Source organism: Streptomyces hygroscopicus subsp. hygroscopicus, from assembly GCF_001553455.1.
Taxonomy (GTDB): Bacteria; Actinomycetota; Actinomycetes; order Streptomycetales; family Streptomycetaceae; genus Streptomyces; species Streptomyces hygroscopicus.
Genome location: NZ_BBOX01000006.1, coordinates 1 through 23,639 on the forward strand (window position 1 = coordinate 1; position 23,639 = coordinate 23,639).

The following is a 23,639-nucleotide window of genomic DNA, read 5'->3' on the forward strand; positions in this document are numbered from 1 at the left end:
TAGGCTGGGGACATGAGCACGTTGCATGGGCGGGGCCAAGTGACCGGACTGCCGCGGTGGGACCGGTGCGCGGTGATGGGCGTGGTGAATGTCACGCCCGACTCCTTCTCCGACGGCGGCCAGTGGTTCGACACCGAACTGGCCGTCAAGCACGGTCTCGACCTGGTCACCGCCGGGGCCGACCTGGTGGACGTCGGCGGTGAGTCGACCCGCCCCGGTTCGGCACGCGTCGACGAGGCCGAGGAGCTGCGCCGGGTGATCCCGGTCGTCCGGGAGCTGGCCGCGGCCGGGGTCGTGATCAGCGTGGACACCATGCGGGCCGCGGTGGCCGAGCGGGCCGTGGAGGCCGGCGCCCGGCTGGTCAACGACGTCAGCGGCGGCGCCGCCGACCCCGCGATGGTGCCCCTGGTGGCCGCGGCCGGGGTGCCGTTCGTGGTGATGCACTGGCGCGGCCAGTCGATCGACATGAACAACCGGGCGGTCTACGCGGACGTGGTCGGCGAGGTCGTCGCCGAGCTGCGCACCCGCCTGGAGCAGGCGGTGGCGGGCGGTATCGCCCCGGAGCGGATCGTGGTCGACCCGGGCCTGGGCTTCGCCAAGGACGCCGGGCACGACCTGACGCTGCTGGCCCATCTGTCCGCGCTGCGGGAGCTGGGCCGGCCGCTGCTGGTGGCCGCCTCCCGCAAGCGGTTCCTGGGGCGCGTCCTGGCCGGTGCCGACGGCGCCCCGCCGCCCGCCCGGGAGCGGGACGCCGCCACGGCGGCGGTCTCCGCGATCGCGGCGCGCGAGGGCGCCTGGGCGGTCCGGGTGCACGAGGTACGGGCCAGCGCGGACGCGGTGCGCGTGGCGCGGGCCATCGAAGCGGCCGAGAACCCGGCGGGAGCGCTGTGACTTCCCTTACGGACAGCGAACGTGTGGCGCTGGTGAACACCGCGCTGTACGAGGCCGTGGAGCAGGGCGACCACGCCGCCCTGCAACGGCTGTGGCTGGACTCACCCGACACCGAGGTGTCCTGTGTCCACCCGGGCTGGCCGGTGCTGCGCGGCCGGGGCGAGGTGCTCCGCTCCTATGCGCTGATCATGGCGAACACGGACTACATCCAGTTCTTCCTGACCGATGTCGAGGTGTCGGTGATGTCCGACACCGCCCTGGTGACCTGCACCGAGAACATCCTGAGCGGCGCCCCCGCGGAGGAGGAGGGCCAGCTCGGCCCGCTGGTGGGCCAATTGGTCGTGGCCACGAACGTGTTCCGCCGCACGGAGGACGGCTGGAAGGTCTGGTCGCACCACGGCTCCCCGGTGCTCGCGGAGAGTGACGACGACGAGCCGGGCGGTCCCGGAGGCCCCGGCGACGACCGGTTGGCGCCGGGCTGAGCCCGCCTTCGTTCGAGCCCCCCGAGGTGGGGGTAGAAGGCTGTGGCACGGAGCGCCGGCAGCGGGCGCCGCCCACCCCATGGGCGGGTGCCGCCGGGGCCCGCAGGTAGATTCGAGGCAGGTACCCCCGCAAACGGCGGGGGACGGGTGGTGCGTTCCGGCCGGGCCGGGGCGTGCCCGCGTACCGACGACCAGCAGGAGTGATTCAGGTGGATCGTGTCGCGCTGCGCGGCCTGAAGGCTCGCGGGCACCACGGCGTGCTCCCCCAGGAGCGCGAAGAGGGCCAGGACTTCGTCGTGGACCTCGTGCTCGGCCTGGACACTCGGCCCGCCGCGGCCGACGACGACCTCGGCCGGACCGTCCACTACGGCGTGGTGGCGGAGGAGGTCGTGGACGTGGTACGGGGTGAGCCGGTCGATCTGATCGAGACGCTGGCCGAACGGATCGCGGACCGGTGCCTCCAGCACGAGGTGGTACGGGAGGTCGAGGTCGTGGTGCACAAGCCGCAGGCCCCGATCACCGTGCCCTTCGACGACGTGACCATCACCATCACCCGGAGCCGAGCATGAGCAGCAGCGACCCGACCGTGCAGCCCGTTCCCACCTCCGTGCTGGAACAGGTGGACGCCGCCGATGTGACGTTGAGCAACCCCAAACGGGCGGTGATCTCGCTCGGCAGCAACCTGGGCAACCGTCTGGAGACCCTCCAGGGCGCCATCGACGCGCTGGAGGACACCCCGGGCCTGCGGGTCAAGGCGGTGTCGCCGGTGTACGAGACGGAGCCGTGGGGGGTGGAGTCCGGCACCCAGGCCACGTACTTCAACGCGGTGGTGCTGATCAAGACGACGCTGCCGCCGTCCTCGCTGCTGGAGCGCGGTCACGCGATCGAGGAGGCGTTCAAGCGGGTGCGGGACGAGCGCTGGGGCCCGCGCACCATCGACGTGGACATCGTGGCGTACCAGGACGTGGTGTCCGACGACCCCGAGCTGACCCTGCCGCATCCGCGCGCCCATGAGCGCGCCTTCGTGCTGGTGCCGTGGAACGACGTGGACCCGCAGGCCGAGGTCCCCGGGCGGGGGGCGGTCGCGGGGCTGCTGGCCGCGGTGGGCCAGGAGGGGGTCCGGGTCCGCACCGATCTGGAACTGCGACTGCCCGAGTAGACGTTGGTCCGGGTAGGTTCCGGGGACGTTGGCACGTACTGAATTGAGGGGCGACCGCTCGGTGAGGCAACTTCGGATCGGGGTGCTGGTCGGGCTGTTCGCCGCGGCCGGTCTGGTGTCGTGGGCGGGGGCCCGGCTGTGGGACACGTTCGGCTCGCTGCCGAGCGTCCCGGTGGCCGCGCCCATCGTGCTGGCCCTGATCGCGGTCGTGCTGACCGCCACCGCGCTGTCGCTGCGGTCCCGGCTGCGCGCCCAGCGGGAGCGTCAGCCCGGCGCCAAGGGCGTGGACCCGATGGTGGCCGCCCGCGCGGTGGTCTTCGGGCAGGCCAGTGCGCTGGTGGCGGCGCTGGTCGCGGGGATGTACGGCGGTGTGGGCGTCTTCCTGGCCATGGAACAGCTCGATGTCCCCGCCCGCCGGGACCAGGCGCTCTACGCCGGGGCCTCGGTGGTGGCGGCCGTGGGGGTGGTGGCGGCCGCGTTCTTCCTGGAGCGGGTCTGCAAGCTCCCGGAGGACGACGACCGCGACGGCAACGGCCCGAGCGCGGCGGCCCGCGCCTGAGCCGCCGGAGCGCCCCGAGCAGCTCGGCCGGCTCGGTACAGCGGCCGGCCAGGCCGCCCGAGGGGTGCTGAGCGGCCCCTCAGCGGGCCATGATGAGGCTCATCGCCTCCGCCCGGGTGGCCGGGTCGCGCAGCTGGCCGCGGACGGCCGAGGTGAGGGTCTTGGCGCCGGGCTTGCGCACCCCGCGCATGGTCATGCACATGTGCTCGCACTCCACCACCACGATCACCCCGCGCGGTTCCAGTATCCGCATCAGGGAGTCGGCGATCTGCGTGGTCAGCCGCTCCTGGACCTGGGGGCGGCGGGCGAAGACGTCCACCAGCCGGGCCAGCTTGGACAGCCCGGTGATCTTGCCGTCGAGGGACGGGATGTAGCCGACGTGCGCCACGCCCACGAAGGGCACCAGGTGGTGTTCGCAGGAGGACATCACCTCGATGTCCTTGACCAGCACCATCTCGTCGTGGCCCAGGTCGAAGGTGGTGGTCAGGACGTCCTCGGGTTCCTGGCGCAGCCCGGCGAAGATCTCCTTGTACGCACGGGCCACCCGCCCCGGCGTCTCGCGCAGCCCCTCCCGGTCCGGGTCCTCGCCGACAGCGATCAGCAATTCGCGGATCGCGTTCTCGGCGCGCTTCTCGTCGAACACGCCAATAGGGCTCTCGCCGTTCAGCGTCACCGGGTCGATCATGGAGCTGCCTCGTTCCTCACATACGCACACGAACGCGAAATACCGTGTCCACCAGGCTAGAACCTGGTGGACACGGCGTTCATTCCGGGTCCGCCGGGGACGGGCACCGCCCCCGGCGGGGGGATATCAGCTCTCCGAACCGGAGCCCGATCCCTCGGGACGCTCGGCGTCCTCCGGTGCCGCGCTCTTCGTCAGCGAAGCCGCCGAGGTGGGCTGGGCGCCGTTCGCCGGGGCCAGCTCCTTGGGGGAGAGCACCGGCGGACGGGTGGAGGGCGTACGCCGCGAGGAGCCGGTCCACGCCGGGCGGGCCGGGCGCTTGACGACCGGGGCGAAGATCTCGGCGATCTCCTCCTTGTTCAGCGTCTCCTTCTCCAGCAGCGCCAGCACCAGGTTGTCCAGGACGTCCCGGTTCTCGACGAGGATCTCCCACGCCTCGTTGTGCGCGGCCTCGATGAGCTTCTTGACCTCCTCGTCCACCAGGGCGGCGACCTCTTCGGAGTAGTCGCGCTGGTGAGCCATCTCGCGGCCCAGGAACGGCTCGGAGTTGTCGGAGCCGAACTTGATCGCGCCGAGCCGCTCGGTCATGCCGTACTGCGTGACCATCGCGCGGGCCGTGGCGGTCGCCTTCTCGATGTCGTTGGACGCGCCCGTGGTCGGGTCGTGGAAGACGAGCTCCTCGGCCGCCCGGCCGCCCATCATGTAGGCGAGCTGGTCCAGCATCTCGTTGCGCGTGGTCGAGTACTTGTCCTCGTCGGGCAGGACCATGGTGTAGCCCAGGGCCCGGCCGCGGGAGAGGATCGTGACCTTGTGCACCGGGTCGCTGTTCGGAGACGCCGCCGCGACCAGGGCGTGACCGCCCTCGTGGTACGCGGTGATCTTCTTCTCCTTGTCGCTCATGATCCGGGTCCGCTTCTGCGGACCGGCCACGACACGGTCGATCGCCTCGTCCAGGAAGTGGTTGTCGATCAGCTTCTTGTCGCTGCGGGCCGTCAGCAGGGCGGCCTCGTTCAGCACGTTCGACAGATCGGCACCGGTGAAGCCGGGGGTGCGGCGGGCGACGGCCGACAGGTCGACGTCCGGGGCGACCGGCTTGCCCTTCTGGTGGACCTTGAGGATCTCCAGTCGGCCCTGCATGTCCGGACGGTCGACGGCGATCTGCCGGTCGAAGCGGCCCGGCCGCAGCAGCGCCGGGTCGAGGATGTCGGGCCGGTTGGTGGCGGCGATCAGGATGACCCCGCCCTTCACGTCGAAGCCGTCCATCTCGACGAGCAGCTGGTTCAGCGTCTGCTCGCGCTCGTCGTGACCGCCGCCCATGCCCGCGCCGCGGTGCCGGCCGACGGCGTCGATCTCGTCGACGAAGACGATGGCCGGGGCGTTGGCCTTGGCCTGCTCGAACAGGTCGCGGACGCGGGAGGCGCCCACACCCACGAACATCTCGACGAAGTCGGAGCCGGAGATCGAGTAGAACGGGACGCCCGCCTCACCCGCGACGGCTCGCGCGAGCAGCGTCTTGCCCGTACCGGGCGGGCCGTACAGCAGTACACCCTTGGGGATCTTGGCGCCCACGGCCTGGAACTTCGCCGGCTCCTGCAGGAACTCCTTGATCTCCTGGAGCTCCTCGACCGCCTCGTCGGCGCCCGCCACATCGGTGAACGTCGTCTTCGGCGTGTCCTTGGTGATCAGCTTGGCCTTCGACTTGCCGAAGTTCATCACCCGGGAGCCGCCGCCCTGCATCTGGTTCATCAGGAACAGGAAGACCACGACGATCAGCACGAACGGGAGCAGCGAGAGCAGGATCCCGACGAAGGGGTTCTGCTTCGACGTCGAGACGTTGTACCCGTCGGGGATCCCGTTCGGCTTCTGGGCATTGGCCTGCAGAGTCTTGGCGAGATCGACGCCCTGGTCACCGATGTAGGTGGCCTGGAGCTTGTTGCTGCCCGAGATCTTGGCGACGTTGTCCTTGAGCTCGATCTTTACCTTGTGCTCGTCGCCGGTCGTCAGCTCGGCGGACTGGACCTGGTTCTGGTTGATCGCCTTGACGACCTGACTGGTGTCCACCGACTTGTAGCCGCCGGACGAGCCGACGACCTGCATCAACACGACCACGGCGAGGACGGCCAGCACGATCCACATGACCGGCCCACGGAAGTAGCGCTTCACGTCCATCCATACGGGGCGAAGCCGCCCCGTCCCTCCTGCCACAGTGAGGCACGGCAGCCCTGGAGGGGCGCCTGTGCGTGCGGTGTATTGCGGTGTATTCGTGGTGTATGAGCTGTGTAATCCTCAGTCTCGAAAAAGACTGACCTTCGGACGGTACCCCAGCATTGTCACCCGACGCCGCCGTGGACTGTTAACAAAACCGCCTTCCCCTGCTCCAACGGCGGAAAACCCCGCCAGGTTCCCAGCAGGCCGCGGCGCCCGTCAGCCGCCGTAGACGTGCGGGGCCAGAGTGCCGACGAACCGCAGGTTCCGGTACCTCTCGGCGTAGTCCAGTCCGTAGCCGACGACAAACTCATTGGGGATGTCGAAGCCGACCCACTTCACATCGATGGCGACCTTGGCCGCCTCCGGCTTGCGCAGCAGGGTGCAGACGTTCAGCGAGGCCGGCTCGCGCGAGCCCAGGTTCGACAGCAGCCACGACAGCGTCAGTCCGGAGTCGATGATGTCCTCGACGATCAGGACGTGCTTGCCCTTGATGTCGGTGTCCAAGTCCTTCAGGATACGCACCACACCGGAGGACTGGGTGCCCGCGCCGTAGGACGACACGGCCATCCAGTCCATGGTGACAGGTGTGGACAGGGCGCGCGCCAGGTCCGCCATCACCATGACCGCGCCCTTGAGCACGCCGATGATCAGCAGGTCCCTGCCCGCGTACTCCTCGTCGATGGCGGCGGCCAGCTCGGCCAGCTTCGCGTTGATCTCTTCCTCGGTGATGAGGACCGACTTGAGGTCGGTGCCCATGTCCTTGTCGTCCACCCGCGCCACTCTCGTTCGACTACCGGCTCATCTGGCTCGGGCGGATCAGCCCTGCCGGATGACCAGTCTGCCACCCTCTCGGCGGACCTCGACGCGGCCGGGGAGGTTGAGGGCCCGCTGGCCCCGCCAGCCGGTGATCAGCCGGTCCACCTCTTCGATGTGGCGGGCGAAGAGCGACCCGGCGGGCGCGCCCGCGGCGATGGCGGCACGGCGCAGCACCCGGCGGCGGACCGCGGCGGGCAGTCCGCGCAGGCCGCCGGTGTCCAGATGCACGGCCTGCGCGCCGCCGGCCGCCGCCGGTGCGGTGGTCATCACCTCGGCCTCGGCACGGGCGGCCCAGGCGTCGAGGGCGTCGGCGTCGTCGCGGGAGAGCTGGGCGGTGCGGGCGAGCGCCTCGACGACACCCTTGCCCAGCGCCTTCTCCAGGATGGGCAGCGCCTCGTGGCGGACCCGGGAGCGGGTGTAGGCCGGGTCGGCGTTGTGCGGGTCGTCCCAGACGGGCAGCGACTGGGCCAGGCACGCCTCCCGGACGGTGTGCCGGTCCAGCTGGAGGAAGGGGCGGCGGTAGCGGCCGCCGGTCCCGGAGACCCAGGCCATACCGGACAGCGAGCGGGTGCCGGAGCCGCGGGCGAGGCCCAGCAGCACCGTCTCGGCCTGGTCGTCCCGGGTGTGGCCGAGCAGCACGGCGGCGGCTCCGTGGCGCTCTGCGGCGGCGTCCAGGGCGGCGTAACGGGCGTCCCGGGCGGCGGCCTCGGGGCCGCCGCCGCGGCCGACGGACACGGCGACGGCCTCGACCGGCGCCAGCCCCAGGGACCGCATCCGGTCGACGACCTCGGCGGCCCGGGCGTCGGACCCCTGTTGCAGACCGTGGTCGACGGTGACCCCGCCGGCGCGCAGACCGAGCCTCGGGGCCTCGAAGGCGAGGGCGGAGGCGAGCGCCATGGAGTCGGCGCCGCCCGAGCAGGCGGCGAGCACGAGCGGCGCGTCGGCTCGCGGAGCGGAACGGCGGAGGGCGGAGGCCGAACGGGCCGAACGCGCCGGAGGGGACGCGGCGGGCGAGGAGGGCCCGGAGGGCCCGGACAGCTCAGAAGGCGAGGAAGGCGAGGAGGACGCTGACGGGGTGGGCGAGGAGGAGGATGCGGCCGAGTGGGCGACGAGGACGTCGTGGAGGACGCGGCGGACCGCGAGGCGTATCGCGGCGACCGCTGGATGGGGACCCATGTCCGTTTCCCATCTGTCATTCGAGGGGGTGCCTCGGGGGGCGAGCTTGGGGGTGCGAGCTTTTTCGTCACGCTGCGTATGTCGATGGTGACAGAAGCGGGCTGTTCCCCGAGCATCGCACGCCTACCCGTCGCCAACGGTCCCTCGGACGGGTGATTAAGGAGGGCGTTCGTCCGTTTTCGCGAGTGCGAGGGGGCGTGCCGGTTCTATGACTCCGCCCTGCGGTGCACCCGCGCGACCCACTCCGCGGGTTTGCTGATCTCCGCCTTGGTCGGGAGGGTGTTGGGCGAGGTCCAGACCCGGTTGAAGCCGTCCATGCCGACCTGGCTCACCACGGCCCGCACGAACCGCTCACCGTCACGGTACTGCCGCAGCTTGGCGTCCAGCCCCAGCAGCTTGCGCAGCGCCTGGTCCAGCCGGCCCGCGCCGCTCGCCCGGCGCTTCTGGAACTTCTCCCGGATCTCCGCCACGGACGGCACGACCTCCGGCCCCACCCCGTCCATGACGAAGTCGGCATGGCCTTCCAGCAGCGACATCACCGCGGTCAGCCGGGCCAGGATCTCGCGCTGGGCCGGGGTCTGGACGAGCTCGATGATGCTGGGCGCGGCGCGCCCCTCCGCCTCGTCCACCTCGTCCGCCGGACGGCCGCCGCCCAGGGACTGGACGGCCTCGCGGATCCGCTCCAGCAGGGTGGCCGGGTCCACATCGGTCTCGCCGAGGAACGCCTGGATCTCCGATTCGAGGTGGTCGCGCAGCCAGGGCACGGCGGTGAACTGGGTGCGGTGGGTCTCCTCGTGCAGCGAGACCCACAGCCGGAAGTCGTGCGGGGCCACGTCCAGCTCGCGCTCCACATGGACGATGTTGGGCGCCACCAGCAGCAGCCGGCCGCCGCCGGGGGAGCCGGCGGGCAGCTCACGGGTCGCCGGGGCGAAGGTCTCGTACTGGCCGAGCACCCGGGAGGCGAGGAAGGACAGCAGCATCCCCAGCTCGACCCCGGTCACCTTGCCGCCGACCGTGCCCAGCACGGCCCCGCCGCGCAGTCCGCCGCGCCGGTCCTGCATCTTGCCGAGCAGCGGTTTGAGGATCTGCCGGAAGCCCGCCACGTTGGCCTTGATCCAGCCCGCGCGGTCCACGACGAGGACGGGGGTGTCGGAGCCCGGTCCGGAGACGGCCATCCGGGTGAACGCGCGGACGTGCTCCTCCGAGGACTTGGCGTGCCGGCGCAGTTCCGCGACGACGGCGCGCGCCTCGTCGCGGCTGACCTCGGGCCCCGGGCGCACCAGCCGGGTCGCGGTCGCGACCGCGAGGTTCCAGTCGACCATCTCCACACCACCGATGCTCGTCATGGCTTCACGGTACGTGGCCCGCGCGCCATCCGGGAGGACACGCGGGTCCGCACAGGCGGCCGCCACGTATCGGCCGCCGCGTATCGGAGCGTTCCCCACCGCTCAGCGGCAGCCGCAGTTGGCGAGGGCCGAGGCCATCCGGTCCAGGGCGCGCTGGGCGCCGAGCGCGTCGGTGGTGCCATTGGTCAGATACGCGAAGACCAGCAGCCGGCCGTCCGCGTCCACGACCGAGCCCGCGAGGCTGTTGACCCCGGTGAGGGTGCCGGTCTTGGCGCGGACCACGCCCCGGCCGACCCCGCCCTCGGCGTAGCGGGTGCGCAGCGTGCCGGTGAAACCGGCCACCGGCAGCCCGGTGAGCAGCGACCGCAGCTCCGGGTGGTCGTGGCCGGCGGCGCGCACCAGCACCTGGGCGAGCAGCGCGGCGGACACGTGGTCGGCGCGGTCGAGCCCGCTGCCGTCCGCGATCCGCGCCCCGCCCAGCGGCAGCCCCAGCTTCCGCAGCCGGTCGGTCACGGCCTTCGCCCCGCCCTCGAAGCTGGCGGGCTCGCCCGCCGCGAGGGCGGTCTGCCGGGACAGGGCCTCGGCGATGTCGTTGTCGCTGGTGGTCAGCATCCGCTCGACGAGCGAGGACAGCGGCTGGGAACGGACCGAGGCCAGCGTCCGGGCGCCTTTCGCGGCCTTCCGCGACCGGGGCTCGCCCTTCACCTCGACACCCCGGTCGCGCAGCATCGACGCGAACGCGCCGGCCGCGTCGGCGGCCGGGTCCCCGGCGCGCGGGGCCGGACCGTGGTCGCTGTCGTCCTTACGGCCCTCGTCGGCCATCAGGGGGACGACGGGAGAGATGTTCTCGTTGGGACCGATCGGGTGGAGCTTCGGCCCGGAGTAGAGCGAGGTGTCGTAGCCGAGCCGGTAGGGGCCCGCGCCGCGCTTCTTCAGGGCGCGGGCGGTCGCGTCGGCCAGCCGGCGCAGCGCGGCGGGGTGGTCGTGGCCCTTGACGGCGCGGGCGGTGAGCGTCGGGTCGCCGCCGCCGACCAGCACGATGTCGTGGCCGCCCGCGCCCGCCACGACGCTGGTCCTGATGCGGTGGTCCGGGCCGAGGGCGGCCAGGGCCGCGGCGCCGGTCGCGAGTTTGATCGTCGAGGCGGGCACGGTGGGGGTGCCCTCCTTGGCGCCGAACACCTGCTGACCGGTGGCCGCGTCCACCACCGACACCGAGCGCTCATCGCCCAAGGCGGGGTCGTCCAGCAGCGGTTCGAGGGTGTCGGCGAGCCCCGCCCCGGTGGGCGGCGGTACGGCGTCCTCACCGCCGTCCGGGGACCGGGAAGCGTGCTGCGCGCCGAGCGGGGCCAGCACGGGCGCGGCGCTGGGCGCGGGCTTCGGCGGGCCGCCGTTCCGCCCGTCCGTGGCCGTGTCCTCGGCGGCGCGGGCGCGTTCGGCCGTACGCCGACCGGCGTCCCACGGCCCGGCCACCAGCACCGACACCACGGCGACCACCAGACCGGTGGTCGCGGAGACCGCCACCAGCCGCCAGGTCCGCCGCTGCTCGGGCGGTGTGCGCCGCCACTGGCGCCGGATACGGTCGCGGGCACGGTCCAGCTCGCGCAGCCCACGGCCGCGGGCACGGTCCAGTCCACGCAGCCCACGGCCGCGCGCACGGTCCAGCCCACGGAGCCCACGGCCGCGGGCACGGCCCAGCCCACGGAGCCCACGGCTGAGCCGGTGGCTCAGCCACTCCCTGACCTGCCGCGATCTGGCTTCAGGCACGACCGACCAGCCCCTTTCGCCACCACACACCTGCGTGGGGGACACTTAATCACCAGACGTATGTGTTGATCATGGAGGAGCCACCCGTGGAGTTCGACGTCACCATCGAGATCCCGAAGGGTTCGCGGAACAAGTACGAGGTGGACCACGAGACGGGTCGCATCCGTCTTGACCGGCGACTCTTCACGTCGACCAGCTACCCCGCGGACTACGGCTTCGTCGAGAACACCCTCGGCGAGGACGGCGACCCGCTGGACGCACTGGTCATTCTCGACGAGCCGACGTTTCCCGGCTGCCTGATCAAGTGCCGTGCCATCGGCATGTTCAGGATGACGGACGAGGCGGGCGGCGATGACAAGCTGCTTTGCGTACCGGCCTCGGACCCCCGGGTGGAGCATCTGCGTGATATTCACCACGTTTCGGAGTTCGACCGCCTGGAAATCCAGCACTTCTTCGAGGTCTACAAGGACCTCGAGCCGGGCAAGTCGGTCGAAGGGGCCAACTGGGTGGGCCGCGCCGAGGCCGAGGCCGAGGTGGAGGCGTCCATCAAGCGTCTCGAGGCCGCCGGCGGCCACTGAGTCCTGACCCACGTCGGGCGGGCGGGACACCCAGCGGGTGCCCCGCCCGCCCGCGTCTGCGTTTCCGGGCCCGCCCGCGTTTCTGGACCCGCTCCCGTCAGGCGTTTCCGGGCCTGCCCGCGTTTCCCGGCCCGCCCGCGTCCGCGTCTCCGGGGCGGTTCGCGCTGGGTCTCCGGGCCGATCCGCGTCTCCGGGCCCGCTCCCGTCCGGCGTTTCCGGACCTGCCCGCCCGACGTTCCCGGGCCTGGCCGCCCGGTGTTTCCGCTTGCCGCCCGACGTCTTTGGGCACCGACCGCCCGGTGTTCCGGGCCTGCCCGCGTCTCCGAGCGCACCCACGTCCGCGCCTCCGGGCCTGGCCGCCCGGTGTTTCCGCTTGCCGCCCGACGTCTTTGGGCACCGTCCGCCCGGCGTTCCCGGGCGCGCCCGCCCGCGTCTCCGGACCCGCCCCCGCCCGGTGTTTCCGGACCTGTCCGTCCGGCGTTCCCGGGCTTGCCCGCCTGGCGTCTTTGGGCACCGACCGCCCGGTGTCTCCGGGCCTGCCCGCACTGCGTCTCCGGACCCGCCCGCCCGGTGTCTCCGGGGCGGTTCGCGCTGCCTCTCCGGGCCCGCTCCCGTCAGGCGTCTCCGGACCTGCCCGCGTCTCCGGGGCGCACCCACGTCCGCGTCTCCGGGCCCGCTCGCCCGGCGTTCCCGGGCGCGCCCGCCCGCGTCTCCGGGCCTGCCCCCGCCCGCGTCTTCGCCTTTCGGGGCACCCCGCGCCCCACTGCCCCACCCGCCCGGCGGTCCGCAGGCGGCGCCCGCCCCCGCTCACGGGACTCAAGGGCGCCCGGCCGGGAGCCGGGCGCCCAGCAGTACCGGGAAGGGTCAGAAGCCCCTGGTCCGTTTGGCGGCGCGCCGGTCGGAGGGGGCGCTCGGGGCGCCGGGGCTCTTGAGGAAGAGGCGCGCGGCCTCGCCTCCCAGGTTCACCCCTATGGCGATCGCCAGGGCCAGTGCCGCCGCCTGGGTGAGGTGGGGGATGCCGCGGTCCAGGTTGCCCTGGGCCAGGGCGAGCAGACCGAAGTAGGTCGCACTACCGGGCAGCAGTGGTCCGATCGCCGCCGTGACGTACGGCAGCGCGGAGGCGTACCGATAGCGGGAGAGCAGCTGGCCGAAGAGGCCGACCAGCCCGGCGGCCACGGTCGTGGCGGCGACGGGCGGGACGCGCGCCGTGTCGGCCAGCGCGCCGTAGACCACCCAGGCGACCCCGCCGTTGAGCGTGGCGAACAGCACGGTGTGCCGTTCCTGCTGGAGCAGGATGCAGAAGGTCAGCGCGAGCAGCATCGCCGCCAGGATCTGGATCACCGGCCGCTCGACATGGCGCAGCGCCGCCTCCGGGTTGAGCTTGGCGTCGAGCTGGACGCCCCCGTAGAGCACCGTGAGCACACCGCACACGATGCCGACGATCAGATAGCCGACCTCCAGGAGGCGGGCCGCCGCGGTGATGTAATAGCCGGTCAGCCCGTCCTGGACGCCCGCGACCAGCGCCCGCCCAGGGATCAGCGCGAACAGCCCACCGGTGATCACGGCGGACGCCTGGAGTCCGGAGTTCGCCAGACTCAGGGCGACCCCCATCGCGGCGGGCGGCATCGCCGCGGCCACGAACTGGTAGAACTCCGGCAGCCCGCGCCCCGAGGCCAGCCACGCCAGCCGGTCGCCGAGCATCGCGCCGATGGCCGCCGCGAAGAAGACCGGCCAGTCACCGCCGACCAGCATGCTCGCCGCGCCGGCCAGCCCGCCGCCCGCCACGGTGAGCGCCCAGCCGGGGTAGGGGTGGCGGTTACGGCGTATCTCGGCCAGGCGCCGGTACGCCTCCTCCAGCGTGAAGTCGTCCTGTGAGGTGATGTCGTCGACCAGCCGGAAGACCGCGGACAGCCGGGTGTAGTCGGTGCCCCGGCGCCGCACGGTCCGGCTGGCGGTGACCGGGTCATCGACCAGCGAGGGCTGGTAGCTGACCGACAACAGGGTGAAGGTGACGGTCGGCTCGCAGCGGTCGAGCCCGTAGGCGTGGGCCACGCCGAGCATCGCCGCCTCGACGTCCTCGGCCCCCTCGCCGCCCGCGAGCAGCAGCTCGGCGATACGGAGGGTGAGGTCGAGCACGCGCGGCACGGCCGGCCCCGTCTCGTCCTGCCGCTCCACCCGCTCGGGTGCCGGCCGCTCGCTGATCGGCATGCGCAGCATGGTGCGCATCCGGTCCTGCCAGGGGGCGTCCTTGGTCAGCCGGAGGGCGGGGATGCCGTTCGGCGGGGTGATGACGGGGAAGCCGCCGGTGGTCTGGTTGTTCTGGGTTTTCACCCCGGCGGGCGGCACGAAGGCCGAGCCCTCGGGCTCGCTGGGGGCCTCCGAGGTCAGCCCCTCGGGGACGGCGAACTCCGACGTCGGGTGCTCGTCCTCGGGCGGGGGCGGCAGGGGTACGCCCAGGGGCGGGGTGAAGGCGCTGTGTGCCTCGTCGGACTGCGGCTTCAGGTTCTCCCCCGTGTCCGCGTCCGGCGTGCTCACGCCACGCGGCACGTACTGACGGTCCGGACTCACGTCTTCTCGCTCCTCACCAGCCTCCCCGTACGGTTTCCAGCAGCCAAGGATGCAGCATCGGCGGCCACCGGAGCCCATTGTGAGGGGCGGTGACCGCCGAGTGGCAGTGGGGGAGGTGTGTGACGGATGTGGATACGGGCGAAGGAAGCGCGGGGGAAGCCGGGGAGCCGGGGAGCCGGAAGAAGACCCGGAGGCGGTCGGCGCCGCCCGGAGCCCCGCCGCTCAGCGCTCGGCGTGACGTCCGCGCGGCCCCTGCGAGGGGGCGCGGGGAAACCGGGGAGCCGAGAGGAGACCCGGAGGCGGTCGGCGCCACCCGGAACCCCGCCGCTCAGCGCTCGGCGTGGCGCCCCCGCGGCCCCCGCGAGAAAGCACGGGGGAAAACCAGGGAGCCAGGAAGAGCCCCGGAGCGACCCACGCCGCCCGGAGGCCCGCCGCTCAGCGCTTGGCGTGGCGGCCGCGCGGCCCTTGCGAGGGGGCGCCCGCGGCCGGCCCCTGCGGGTCCGCCGCCCCCGCGACGGCCTCCTTCTTCGCCTTGCCGCGGGCCCGGAGGTACTCGATCGCGATCGGGATGACCGACAGCAGCACGATCGCGATCAGCATCATCTCGATGTGCTGGTGCACGAAGTCGATCTTTCCGAGCGCGGAGCCCAGCAGCGTGACGCCGGTGCCCCACAGCACACCGCCGATGACGTTGAAGATGATGAACGAGCGGTAGTTCATCCGGCTCACGCCCGCGATGATCGGCGTGAACGTCCGCACGATGGGCACGAAACGGGCCAGGATCAGCGACTTCGGGCCGTGCTTCTCGAAGAACTCATGCGCCTTCTCCACGTTCTCCTGTTTGAAGAGCTTGGAGTCGGGGCGCCGGAACAGCGCCGGCCCCACCTTCCGGCCGAAGAGGTATCCGGCCTGGTCACCGAGGACCGCGGCGACGGCCACGGCCACGCACACCAGCCACAGATCCTGCTTGATCACATCGGTCGTCACCAGCAGACCGGTGGTGAAGAGCAGCGAGTCGCCCGGCAGGAAGAAGCCGATGAGCAGGCCGGACTCCGCGAAAACGATGGCCAGGACGCCGAGCAGACCGAAGGTATCGATCAGATAGTCCGGGTCCAGCCACTGAGGGCCGAGCGCGAGGGTGTTCACGAGTGGGAGGCTCCTGGGTCGAGGGGTGCAGGCTCGTGCGAGGCCCGGCCGCAGGTTCGGGGCGGACTGAGTGCCGTTTCGCAGTGTGCCGCCCAAAGCTATCAACGCCGTGTGCGTGCCCTTGGTTCCCACCGCCCCGGGGCTCCCGGGGTCTCCCTAGTGGTGCCGCTTGGTTCCGACCGACCCGGGCCCCCCGGGGTCCCCCTCGGCGTGCCGCTTGGTTCCCACCGACCCGGGGCCCCGGAGTCCCCCTAGTGGTGCCGCTCCGCGTTGGCGAGGATCGCGTCCCGCTGGTAGGCGGCCAGCCCCGGCCGGGCCTTGTCGATGTTCTCCGTGAAGCGGTGGTCCGAGACGTACATCCGGCCCACGCAGGCGTGCAGCTCCGGGTCGCACTGGTAGTGGTTCCGGCTGATCCACTGCCGGTGCTCCTCGGCGAGGTCCATCGCCGCCTCGGACCGCGGCGAGGTGCCCGCGTCCAGCAGCGCGACGAAGCGGTCGGTGATCTCGTCCCCCTCCGCCTGGATCCGCTTCCAGTCCTCCTTGGTGTACGAGGCCGCCCTGCGCTGGGACTCCTTGTACGCCTCGGTGTTCCCCCAGCGCCGCTCGACCTCGTCCGCGTACTGGTCCGGGTCGAAGTCCCCGAAGACCTCGAACTTCTCCTCGGGGGTCAGCTTGATGCCCATCTTCCGTGCCTCCATGGCGTGTTCGACGGCGGCGGCCATCTTCCGCAGCCGCTCGATCCGGTCGCTCAGCAGCCGGTGCTGTCGCCGCAGATGGGCCTGCGGATCGACGTCCGGATCGTCGAGCAGCACGGCCACCTCCTCGAGCGGGAAGCCGAGCTCCCGGTAGAACAGGATCCGCTGCAGCCGGTCGAGGTCGGCGTCGTCGTAACGCCGGTGCCCGGCCGCGCTGCGGGCGCCCGGGCGCAACAGCCCGATCTCGTCGTAGTGGTGCAGGGTGCGCACCGTGACGCCGGCGAAGCCCGCGACCTGTCCCACGGAGTAGCTCATGGCCCGGTCCGTCTCCTTGTGTTCGGTACGGGTTCCACGGTGCCGCCTCACGTCGCGTGAGGTGCAAGTCCGGATGGCGAAACCGGATGGGCGGCGCGGCGGACCCCTGCCATTCTGTCGGCTGTGCTGGGGATAACGGATCTTTCGACCTATCTGGCCGGTCTGGCGCTGATCATCCTGCTGCCGGGCCCCAATTCGCTCTACGTGGTGTCGGTCGCGGCCCGCCGCGGCCCCCGCACCGGCTACCGGGCGGCGGCCGGGGTGCTGTGCGGGGACGCGGTCCTGATGGCGCTGTCGGCGGGCGGGGTGGCCTCGCTGCTGCACGCCAGCCCGGTGCTCTTCGCGGTGGTCAAGTTCGCGGGCGCGGGCTATCTGACCTGGCTGGCGGTGGGCATGCTGCGCGGCGCGCGGGCGCTGTGGCGGCGCCGGGCGGCGAACGCGGGGGCGGCCCGGAGCGCCGGGGGCGCGGCGGACACGAGGACGACGGACGGAGCCGCGGACTCGGCCATGGGCTCGGCCGCGGGTTCGGCCATGGGTTCGGCCGTGGGTTCGGCCGTGGGTTCGGCCATGGGTTCGGCCATGGCCGAGTCCGCGGGCTCCGCGGAGGGCCCGGGCGCGGGCTCCGCGGAGGGCGAGCGCCCGTACCGCCGGGCTCTGGTCATCAGCCTGCTCAACCCGAAGGCAATCCTCTTCTTCATCTCCTTCTTCGTGCAGTTCGTGGATCCGCACTACGCGCATCCCGCGCTGTCCTTCGTGGCGCTGGGCGCCTGGGCGCAGCTGTTCAGCATCACCTACCTGTCGGTGCTGATCTTCAGCGGTACGTATCTCGCGGCCACCCTCCGGCGGCGTCGGCGGCTGCGGGCGGGGCTGTCGGCGGTCGCGGGCGCGGCGTTCCTCGGCTTCGCGGCGAAGCTGTCGCTCAGCAGCGCGGGGTAGCCGGTACGGCGCGGGGGCGCGGCGGCGGGGTGCGGCGCGGGACCGAGCTTTGCGCCCGATATGCCCGTAATTTAACGAAGATGGCACTTCACAAAGGCACGCGCGGACCACGCGCCGGAGAAGGTCGTCCCGCGCTCTCCGTCAACCCGCTCTACGGCGAGGCCAACCCGGCCAGCGGGATGACCTGCACCCCCTCGCGCCACCGCCTCCCGGACGGGCCGATGGCGCCCACGACCGCCTATCAGTTCGTCCATGACGAGCTGATGCTGGACGGCAACGCCCGCCAGAACCTCGCCACCTTCGTCACGACGTGGATGGAACCGCAGGCTGACCGGCTGATGTCCGACTGCCTCAACAAGAACATGATCGACAAGGATGAGTACCCGCGCACCGCGGAGCTGGAGCGGCGGTGCGTGGCGATGCTCGCCCATCTGTGGCACGCCCCCGACCCGGACTCGGTCATGGGCTGTTCCACCACGGGGTCGAGCGAGGCGTGCATGCTGGCCGGAATGGCCTTCAAGCGGCGCTGGGCCAAGCGGAACCCGGTGAGCTATCCGGCCACCGCCCGCCCCAACCTGGTCATGGGGACCAACGTCCAGGTGTGCTGGGAGAAGTTCTGCAACTTCTGGGAGGTCGAGGCGCGGCAGGTGCCCATGGAGGGCAACCGGTTCCACCTCGACCCCCAGGCCGCCGCCGAGCTGTGCGACGAGAACACCATCGGGGTCGTGGCCGTCCTCGGCTCGACCTTCGACGGCTCCTATGAACCCGTCGCCGAGGTGTGCCGGGCGCTGGACGACCTCCAGGAGCGCACGGGCCTGGACATCCCGGTGCATGTCGACGGCGCCTCGGGCGCGATGGTCGCGCCGTTCCTCGACCAGGACCTGGCGTGGGACTTCCAGTTGCCGCGGGTCGCCTCCATCAACACCTCGGGGCACAAGTACGGCCTGGTCTACCCCGGCGTGGGGTGGATCCTGTGGCGTACGGCCGACGATCTGCCCGAGGAGCTGGTCTTCCGCGTCGACTACCTGGGCGGCGACATGCCGACCTTCGCGCTCAACTTCTCCCGCCCCGGCGCCCAGGTGGCCGCCCAGTACTACACCTTCGTGCGCCTGGGCCGGGAGGGCTTCCGCGCCATCCAGCAGAACACCCGCGACGTGGCGCGTTCGCTCGCCGAACGGATCGAGGCGTTCGGGGACTTCACCCTGCTGAGCCGCGGCGACCAGCTGCCGGTGTTCGCCTTCACCACGGCGGAGGACGTCGGCGGCTTCGATGTCTACGACGTCTCCCGGCGGCTGCGCGAACGCGGCTGGCTGGTGCCCGCGTACGCCTTCCCGCCCAACCGGCAGGACCTGGCCGTGCTGAGGGTGGTGTGCCGCAACGGCTTCTCGGCGGACCTCGCCGACCTCTTCCTGGACGACCTGGCGTCGCTGCTGCCGGAGCTGCGGTCACAGCCCGCGCCGACGGGGAAGGTCGTCAAGGCGTTCCACCACTGAGACCGCCGCCGACCGTCAGCCATCGGCCATCAGCCATCAGCCATCGTCCCGCCGTCGGCCGTCCCGCCGTCCCGCCGCTCACCGTCCGGCCTCCGGCCGCGCACCACGCACCGCTCGCCACCACAGCAGCCGCCACGGCGACGGTCACCGGCCCGCCCGGCGCGGCGTCGGCCCGCCACACGGCGACGGCCAGATCCGCCGGCGCGGCCCTCAGCCCGTCTGGGCCGGGGCCCGGAGCAGCTCGGCCCGGCGCCGGACCGCCTCCAGGGCGCCGGGTCGGCGGCCGGGCACCCTGCCCCGCAGGTCGAGCAGCAGCGGGGCGAGGGCGCTGGCCCTGGCCCGGTCCTGGACGAACTGCCACTGGTGGTGCGCCCGGTCCACGGCCCCCTCGACCTCCGGGTGACCGGCCGGTTCCCCGTTGCCCAGCCGCGCGTCGGCCACCGCGAGCCACAGCTCGCAGGCGCGGGCCGGGTCCCCGGCGATACGCGAGAGATCGGCCCGGACCTCCAGCCAGTGGATCGCCTCGGCGGAACGGGGGCCGGCCGTCCGGAGGGCCTCCTGCTCCCAGGCGGCCGCCATCGAGGCCGCCTCGCTGTGCCGCCCCGCGTTGGCCGCCTCGAATATCGCGGCGTGCGGATCGGGCACCGGCGCCCGTCCGGGCGGGGCCACCGGGGCACGCGGTGGCCGGGGCGGCGGTGCGGAGCCGGCGGTCCGGAACGGCTCCGGGGCACCCGGGGGCATCGGGGGCGGGGCGACCGCCATCGGTCCGGCCGCCGGTGCCTGGGGGACGAAGGGCTCCGGGGCCGGGTACGCCCGCTCCGGTCCGGCGCCGTCCAGCAGCAGTTCGGGACCGTCGCCCAGCCCCGCCTCCAGCGCCGCCCGCTGGTGCAGCAGCGCCAGCGGCGGGCGTTCGGCGGCGCCCCGGAGCAGTCCGGCGAACGCCTGGCTGTAGACCGGCGTCGCCATCTCCCGCTTGGGCGGGCCGGGCGCCACCGTGCCGTACAGCGTCAGGCCGGCCGCGAGTCCGTACGGGCCGACGGTCCTCAGCAGCGGCCACGCCGTCTCGTCGGCCACCAGATCGGCGATCACGACGGTGCTGCCCGGTGGCCGCCGGCCCAGCTCGGCCGCGAGCCAGTGCCAGGGCAGCGCGGTGTAGCGGGCGGTCCTCGGCGTCGTACGGGCCAGCGCCAGATGCGGCAGCCGCTGCTTGGCGTCGAGGGTGAGCTGGCCCGCGAGGTGGACCAGCACCGGGCCCGGATGCGCGGCGGCCGTCCGCAGATGGGTCAGCACCGTCTGCGGGTCGGCCGGGTCCACGAGTTGGACGACGCTGGCCCCGCCGGGCGTGCCCAGCAGCGCCGCCGGCGGTACGGCGGCGAACTGGGGCAGTGCGGCAGTCGTGTCCATCAGTCGCTGTTTGCCGGCCGGGCCGGCGGCGAGCAGCAGGGCATAACCGGGCCCGCTCGCCGTCTCCGCCCCCGTGCCCGACCTGTCGTTCCCCATACCTGCACCGTATCCGCAACCGGCGGCGACCGGTGGGGGTGTGACCCACCCGGCATCCGGGCCGGACCGGGCCGCCGTCAGCGGCTGAGCCTCGTGTAACGCCGCACGGCGAGCGGGAGGAAGACCGCGATCAGCACCAGCGGCCAGCAGGCGGCGAGGAGCCCGGGGTGGTCCGCGGCCCAGGAGCCGCCACCGCCGCCGGGGCTGCCGAACAGCTCGCGGATCTCGGTGGCCGTCGCCGACATCGGGTTCCAGACCGCCAGGGCGCCGAGCCAGCCGGGCATGGTCTCGGGCGAGGAGAAGACGTTGGAGACGAAGCCCACCGGCCAGACCAGGATCTGCACGGCCTGCACCATCTCCGGGCGCCCGGCGGCCATGCCCAGGAAGATGCCGAGCCACAGCATGGCGAAGCGCAGCCACAGCAGCAGCCCGACGGCGAGGAGCGTGTCGCCGGGCCCGCCGTGCCAGCGCCAGCCCATCGCCAGACCGACCCCGATCAGGACGAGCAGGCCGAGCGTCGACTGGAGCATGTCCAGCACACTGCGCCCGACCAGGACCGCCGAGCGGGCCATCGGCATCGAACGGAAGCGGTCGATGACGCCCTTGTTGAGGTCCTGGGTGATGGCGAGCACGGTCCCTTCGAGGCCGAACACCATGGTGAGCGCGAACGTGCCCGGCACCAGGAAGTCCTTGTAGTCACCGCCGCCCGGAACGGTCATCCCGCCGCCGAGGACGTAGGCGAACATCACCAGCGTCATCACCGGGAAGACCAGCTGGACCACCACCTGGACGGGCTGCCGGGCCCAGTGGGCGAGTCCGCGCCGGGTCATGGTCCAGGAGTCGACGAGGGGTCCGGTCCAGGAGTCGATGAGGGTCGCGGTCGTCATACGGGGGTCTCCTCCTCGGCCGTCTCCGCCCGCTCCCCGGTGAGGTGCAGGAACACCTCGTCGAGGGTGGGGCGGCGCAAGACGATGTCCTCCGCCTCGATCCCGGCCGCCGCCAGGGCCCGTACGGTCTCCGTCAGCGCGGTGATCCGGTCGGTGACCCGCGCGCCGAGCCGCCGGCGGTCGGGGTCGGTCTCGACCTCGCCGCCACGGGCCGCCATGCCCACGACCGAGGCGGCGGCGGACAGTTGCCCGGCGTCGCGCAGCACCACCTCGATACGGTCCCCGCCGAGCCGGGCCTTGAGCTCGTCGGCGGTCCCGTCGGCGACGGCCCGGCCGCCGTCGATCACGCAGACCCGGTCGGCGAGCTGGTCCGCCTCCTCCAGGTACTGGGTGGTCAGCAGAACGGTCGTACCGCCGTCCACCAGCGAACGGACCGCGTTCCACACCTCCGTACGGCCGCGCGGGTCGAGCCCGGTGGTCGGCTCGTCCAGGAACAGGATCCGCGGCCGCATGATGAGGCTCGCGGCCAGATCCAGCCTGCGCCGCATGCCGCCGCTGTACCGGCCGACGGCCTTGGTGCCGGTGTCCGCGAGGCCGAACCGCTCCAGCAGCTCGTCCGCGCGGGCCGCCGCCCGGCGGCCGCCCAGGCGGTAGAGGCGGCCGAACATCTCCAGGTTCTGCCGCCCGCTCAGCTCCTCGTCCACCGCGGCGTGCTGGCCGAGCAGACCGATGCGGTAGCGGACCTGGTCGGGGTCGCGCAGCACGTCGTACCCGGCGACCTCGGCGCGCCCGCCGTCGTGCCGCAGCAGGGTGGCCAGGATCCGTACGCAGGTGGTCTTGCCGGCGCCGTTGGGGCCGAGCACGGCGTGCACGGTGCCCTGCGGAACGGTCAGATCGAGCCCGGTGAGGGCCTGTTTGTCCCGGTAACTCTTCCGTAGTCCCTCGACGACGATCGCGGGATCGCTGTCGGCCAAGGTCTTCCCCTCTCCCTCTTCTCCCCACCGCGTAGTCAAGTTTGACTACGCGGTGGGGAAGGTACTGCTGAAGCCGCGGCTAGTCAAACTTGATTAATTGGACGGGGCCATCGGCCGCGCTCGGCCGACGGGGCTCCGCTCAGTCCGCGCCCGGTGCGGCGTACGGGTTGGGGACCCCCTCCGGCAGCACCTCCACCGAGCGCTCCCCCTCACCCGCCATCACATAGGCCCCGCCCTCGAGCCGCTCGATCAGCCCCCGGGTCCACGCGGCGCCACTGTCCGCGGAGTGCACCCAGAACTTCATGATCTCGCCGATATGGCCCCATGCGTCGGGGGTGCCGTCCGGCGGCGTCCAGTGCCGGACCACCTCGGCCCGCCACTCCTCCAGCGCCGCCACCCGCCGCTTGAGCAGGTCGATCGCCTCGGCGCGGGGCAGGTCGACGATGAACCCCACCCCGGCCGTCAGCTCGTCGATCTTCTGGTCATGGCGCAGCAGCGCCTCCCGCAGCAGCCGGAAGTACTCCTCCTCGCCCGCCCCGGTCAGCTCGTACTCGGTGCGCGGCGGCCCGCCGGCCGTGCTCGGCGCGACATCGTGCGCCCGCAGCAGGCCCTGCTTCGCCATCTGCTTGAGGGCGTGGTAGATCGACCCGGGTTTGGCGTTGGACCACTCGTGCGCGCCCCAGAACTCCAGGTCGTTACGGACCTGGTAGCCGTGCGCCCGCCCGTGCTGGCGCACGGCCCCCAGCACCAGCAGCCGGATCGCTGACATCGCCCGCTCTTCTCCATCCTGGTCCGTCCCCGCCGTGACCAGGCTAGGCCCTGTCCGGTGGCGCCGGGCCGGGCGGATCACCGCTCCAGGACCGACCAGTCCGGCTCCGGCATCGCCCCGGTCTCGAAGACCAGGTCGAAGGCGCCCTTGCCGTCGATCGTCTCGCGGATGACGTCGGCGTGGCCGGCGTGCCGGGCGATCTCCTCGATCATGTGGAGGACCAGCCAGCGCCAGGTACGGGTGCCGCCCTCGTCCCACGGATAGCGGGGCGCCTCGAACGTCGCGTCCAGCGAGGGCAGGGCCCGGAGGGCGGCATCGGTCTCCCGCGCCGCCTCCTCGTAGCGGGCGAGCAGCACCTCGACCGTCTCGTCCGCGGCGGGCCGGAAGCTGTCCTCCCATTCGGCCATCTGCTCCTTGGGGTCACCCACCGTGCCCCGGGCGGTCGCGAGCCAGCCCCGTTCGCCCATGAGCGCGTGCTTGAGCAGCGCGGACAGGGAAAGCGCGCTCGCGCTGGGGGTGCTGCGGGCCTGCTCCTCGGTCAGACCGTGCACCGCGCGCCGGATGCCGCCGCGCTGGGCGTCCAGGTACGCCAGCAGTGCGCCGCGCTCGTCCTGACACGCCTCGGGGTTCACGATCACGGGCATGGGCTGCCGCCTCTCACCAGGAGGGCGCTCCCGATCCGGCGCCCTTCGATG

General features: G+C 72.5%; 22 protein-coding genes. 8 read left to right on the plus strand and 14 right to left on the minus strand.

Annotated elements, in window-relative coordinates; all coding sequences use genetic code 11:
- Nucleotides 1-12 precede the first annotated feature (12 nt).
- The 5 genes from folP (at nt 13) to AXW62_RS00910 (ending at nt 3,091) form a co-directional block, all read left to right on the plus strand.
- Nucleotides 13-891 (plus strand): dihydropteroate synthase, encoded by an 879-nt coding sequence (folP, locus tag AXW62_RS00890; RefSeq protein WP_060942775.1) that lies wholly within the window; start codon nt 13-15, stop codon nt 889-891.
- Entirely contained in the window at nt 888-1,373 is a 486-nt protein-coding gene (locus AXW62_RS00895) for a nuclear transport factor 2 family protein (protein WP_060942776.1), read from the plus strand. The genes folP and AXW62_RS00895 overlap by 4 nt, the downstream gene beginning before the upstream one ends.
- Before the next feature lie 209 nt (nt 1,374-1,582).
- Nucleotides 1,583-1,942 carry a dihydroneopterin aldolase gene (folB, locus tag AXW62_RS00900; RefSeq protein ID WP_060942777.1) on the plus strand — a complete coding sequence of 120 codons (360 nt, stop codon included), beginning with the start codon at nt 1,583-1,585 and terminating at the stop codon, nt 1,940-1,942.
- Nucleotides 1,939-2,532, plus strand: coding sequence for a 2-amino-4-hydroxy-6-hydroxymethyldihydropteridine diphosphokinase (gene folK, locus AXW62_RS00905; protein WP_060942778.1), 594 nt, complete (start codon nt 1,939-1,941; stop codon nt 2,530-2,532). The genes folB and folK overlap by 4 nt, the downstream gene beginning before the upstream one ends.
- A 61-nt stretch (nt 2,533-2,593) precedes the next feature.
- Complete coding sequence (locus tag AXW62_RS00910; protein ID WP_060942779.1) at nt 2,594-3,091, plus strand: DUF3180 domain-containing protein; 498 nt, start codon at nt 2,594-2,596, stop codon at nt 3,089-3,091.
- 79 nt (nt 3,092-3,170) lie between these two features.
- Here AXW62_RS00910 and folE read toward each other — a convergent pair whose 3' ends face one another.
- From folE to dacB, 6 genes are all read right to left on the minus strand, one after another.
- On the minus strand, nt 3,171-3,776 hold the full coding sequence (gene folE / locus AXW62_RS00915) for a GTP cyclohydrolase I FolE (RefSeq protein WP_060942780.1): 606 nt from the start codon (nt 3,774-3,776) through the stop codon (nt 3,171-3,173).
- 126 nt (nt 3,777-3,902) lie between these two features.
- On the minus strand, nt 3,903-5,942 hold the full coding sequence (ftsH, locus tag AXW62_RS00920) for an ATP-dependent zinc metalloprotease FtsH (RefSeq protein ID WP_030838205.1): 2,040 nt from the start codon (nt 5,940-5,942) through the stop codon (nt 3,903-3,905).
- Between the two features lie 255 nt (nt 5,943-6,197).
- On the minus strand, nt 6,198-6,737 hold the full coding sequence (gene hpt, locus AXW62_RS00925) for a hypoxanthine phosphoribosyltransferase (protein WP_060942793.1): 540 nt from the start codon (nt 6,735-6,737) through the stop codon (nt 6,198-6,200).
- A 60-nt stretch (nt 6,738-6,797) separates the two neighbouring features.
- Entirely contained in the window at nt 6,798-7,973 is a 1,176-nt protein-coding gene (gene tilS, locus AXW62_RS00930; protein ID WP_063817500.1) for a tRNA lysidine(34) synthetase TilS, read from the minus strand.
- A 206-nt stretch (nt 7,974-8,179) separates the two neighbouring features.
- Nucleotides 8,180-9,319: an Rv3626c family coenzyme F420 biosynthesis-associated protein gene (locus AXW62_RS00935; RefSeq protein WP_060942781.1), complete on the minus strand. Its 1,140-nt coding sequence runs from the start codon at nt 9,317-9,319 to the stop codon at nt 8,180-8,182.
- A gap of 102 nt (nt 9,320-9,421) precedes the next feature.
- Nucleotides 9,422-11,083: a D-alanyl-D-alanine carboxypeptidase/D-alanyl-D-alanine endopeptidase gene (gene dacB, locus AXW62_RS00940; RefSeq protein WP_079105864.1), complete on the minus strand. Its 1,662-nt coding sequence runs from the start codon at nt 11,081-11,083 to the stop codon at nt 9,422-9,424.
- An 86-nt stretch (nt 11,084-11,169) separates the two neighbouring features.
- Here dacB and AXW62_RS00945 point away from each other — a divergent pair, with 86 nt between their 5' ends.
- Nucleotides 11,170-11,661 carry an inorganic diphosphatase gene (locus tag AXW62_RS00945; protein WP_014061662.1) on the plus strand — a complete coding sequence of 164 codons (492 nt, stop codon included), beginning with the start codon at nt 11,170-11,172 and terminating at the stop codon, nt 11,659-11,661.
- A gap of 864 nt (nt 11,662-12,525) precedes the next feature.
- Here the strand turns inward: AXW62_RS00945 and AXW62_RS00950 are convergent.
- The 3 genes from AXW62_RS00950 to AXW62_RS00960 form a co-directional block, all read right to left on the minus strand.
- Nucleotides 12,526-14,229, minus strand: coding sequence for a threonine/serine exporter family protein (locus tag AXW62_RS00950; protein WP_060942782.1), 1,704 nt, complete (start codon nt 14,227-14,229; stop codon nt 12,526-12,528).
- A gap of 435 nt (nt 14,230-14,664) precedes the next feature.
- Nucleotides 14,665-15,375: a DedA family protein gene (locus AXW62_RS00955; RefSeq protein ID WP_060942783.1), complete on the minus strand. Its 711-nt coding sequence runs from the start codon at nt 15,373-15,375 to the stop codon at nt 14,665-14,667.
- Between the two features lie 251 nt (nt 15,376-15,626).
- Entirely contained in the window at nt 15,627-16,385 is a 759-nt protein-coding gene (locus AXW62_RS00960) for a MerR family transcriptional regulator (RefSeq protein ID WP_030838185.1), read from the minus strand.
- A gap of 123 nt (nt 16,386-16,508) precedes the next feature.
- Here AXW62_RS00960 and AXW62_RS00965 point away from each other — a divergent pair, with 123 nt between their 5' ends.
- The gene (locus AXW62_RS00965) at nt 16,509-17,321 is read left to right on the plus strand and encodes a LysE family transporter (protein WP_060942784.1); all 813 of its coding nucleotides are present in this window, start codon (nt 16,509-16,511) and stop codon (nt 17,319-17,321) included.
- A gap of 80 nt (nt 17,322-17,401) precedes the next feature.
- Entirely contained in the window at nt 17,402-18,814 is a 1,413-nt protein-coding gene (gene gad / locus AXW62_RS00970; RefSeq protein ID WP_060942785.1) for a glutamate decarboxylase, read from the plus strand.
- Between the two features lie 210 nt (nt 18,815-19,024).
- Here the strand turns inward: gad and AXW62_RS00975 are convergent, their stop codons facing one another.
- From AXW62_RS00975 to AXW62_RS00995, 5 genes are all read right to left on the minus strand, one after another.
- Entirely contained in the window at nt 19,025-20,314 is a 1,290-nt protein-coding gene (locus tag AXW62_RS00975; protein ID WP_060942786.1) for a hypothetical protein, read from the minus strand.
- Between the two features lie 77 nt (nt 20,315-20,391).
- Entirely contained in the window at nt 20,392-21,201 is an 810-nt protein-coding gene (locus AXW62_RS00980; RefSeq protein ID WP_060942787.1) for an ABC transporter permease, read from the minus strand.
- Entirely contained in the window at nt 21,198-22,175 is a 978-nt protein-coding gene (locus tag AXW62_RS00985) for an ATP-binding cassette domain-containing protein (RefSeq protein ID WP_060942788.1), read from the minus strand. Before AXW62_RS00985 ends, AXW62_RS00980 begins: the two co-directional genes overlap by 4 nt.
- Nucleotides 22,176-22,314: 139 nt before the next feature.
- The gene (locus AXW62_RS00990) at nt 22,315-22,944 is read right to left on the minus strand and encodes a PadR family transcriptional regulator (RefSeq protein WP_060942789.1); all 630 of its coding nucleotides are present in this window, start codon (nt 22,942-22,944) and stop codon (nt 22,315-22,317) included.
- 77 nt (nt 22,945-23,021) lie between these two features.
- Nucleotides 23,022-23,588: a DinB family protein gene (locus tag AXW62_RS00995; protein ID WP_030838169.1), complete on the minus strand. Its 567-nt coding sequence runs from the start codon at nt 23,586-23,588 to the stop codon at nt 23,022-23,024.
- Between the last annotated feature and the right edge of the window lie 51 nt (nt 23,589-23,639).

Bases quoted from the DNA above. Each gene is read 5' to 3' on its own strand.
- folP (WP_060942775.1), top strand. From the start codon at position 13: ATGAGCACGTTGCATGGGCGGGGCCAAGTGACCGGACTGCCGCGGTGG.
- folK (WP_060942778.1), top strand. From the start codon at position 1,939: ATGAGCAGCAGCGACCCGACCGTGCAGCCCGTTCCCACCTCCGTGCTG.
- folE (WP_060942780.1), bottom strand. From the start codon at position 3,776: ATGATCGACCCGGTGACGCTGAACGGCGAGAGCCCTATTGGCGTGTTC.
- ftsH (WP_030838205.1), bottom strand. From the start codon at position 5,942: ATGGACGTGAAGCGCTACTTCCGTGGGCCGGTCATGTGGATCGTGCTG.
- hpt (WP_060942793.1), bottom strand. From the start codon at position 6,737: ATGGGCACCGACCTCAAGTCGGTCCTCATCACCGAGGAAGAGATCAAC.
- tilS (WP_063817500.1), bottom strand. From the start codon at position 7,973: ATGGGTCCCCATCCAGCGGTCGCCGCGATACGCCTCGCGGTCCGCCGC.
- AXW62_RS00935 (WP_060942781.1), bottom strand. From the start codon at position 9,319: ATGACGAGCATCGGTGGTGTGGAGATGGTCGACTGGAACCTCGCGGTC.
- AXW62_RS00960 (WP_030838185.1), bottom strand. From the start codon at position 16,385: ATGAGCTACTCCGTGGGACAGGTCGCGGGCTTCGCCGGCGTCACGGTG.
- gad (WP_060942785.1), top strand. From the start codon at position 17,402: ATGGCACTTCACAAAGGCACGCGCGGACCACGCGCCGGAGAAGGTCGT.
- AXW62_RS00975 (WP_060942786.1), bottom strand. From the start codon at position 20,314: ATGGGGAACGACAGGTCGGGCACGGGGGCGGAGACGGCGAGCGGGCCC.
- AXW62_RS00980 (WP_060942787.1), bottom strand. From the start codon at position 21,201: ATGACGACCGCGACCCTCATCGACTCCTGGACCGGACCCCTCGTCGAC.
- AXW62_RS00990 (WP_060942789.1), bottom strand. From the start codon at position 22,944: ATGTCAGCGATCCGGCTGCTGGTGCTGGGGGCCGTGCGCCAGCACGGG.
- AXW62_RS00995 (WP_030838169.1), bottom strand. From the start codon at position 23,588: ATGCCCGTGATCGTGAACCCCGAGGCGTGTCAGGACGAGCGCGGCGCA.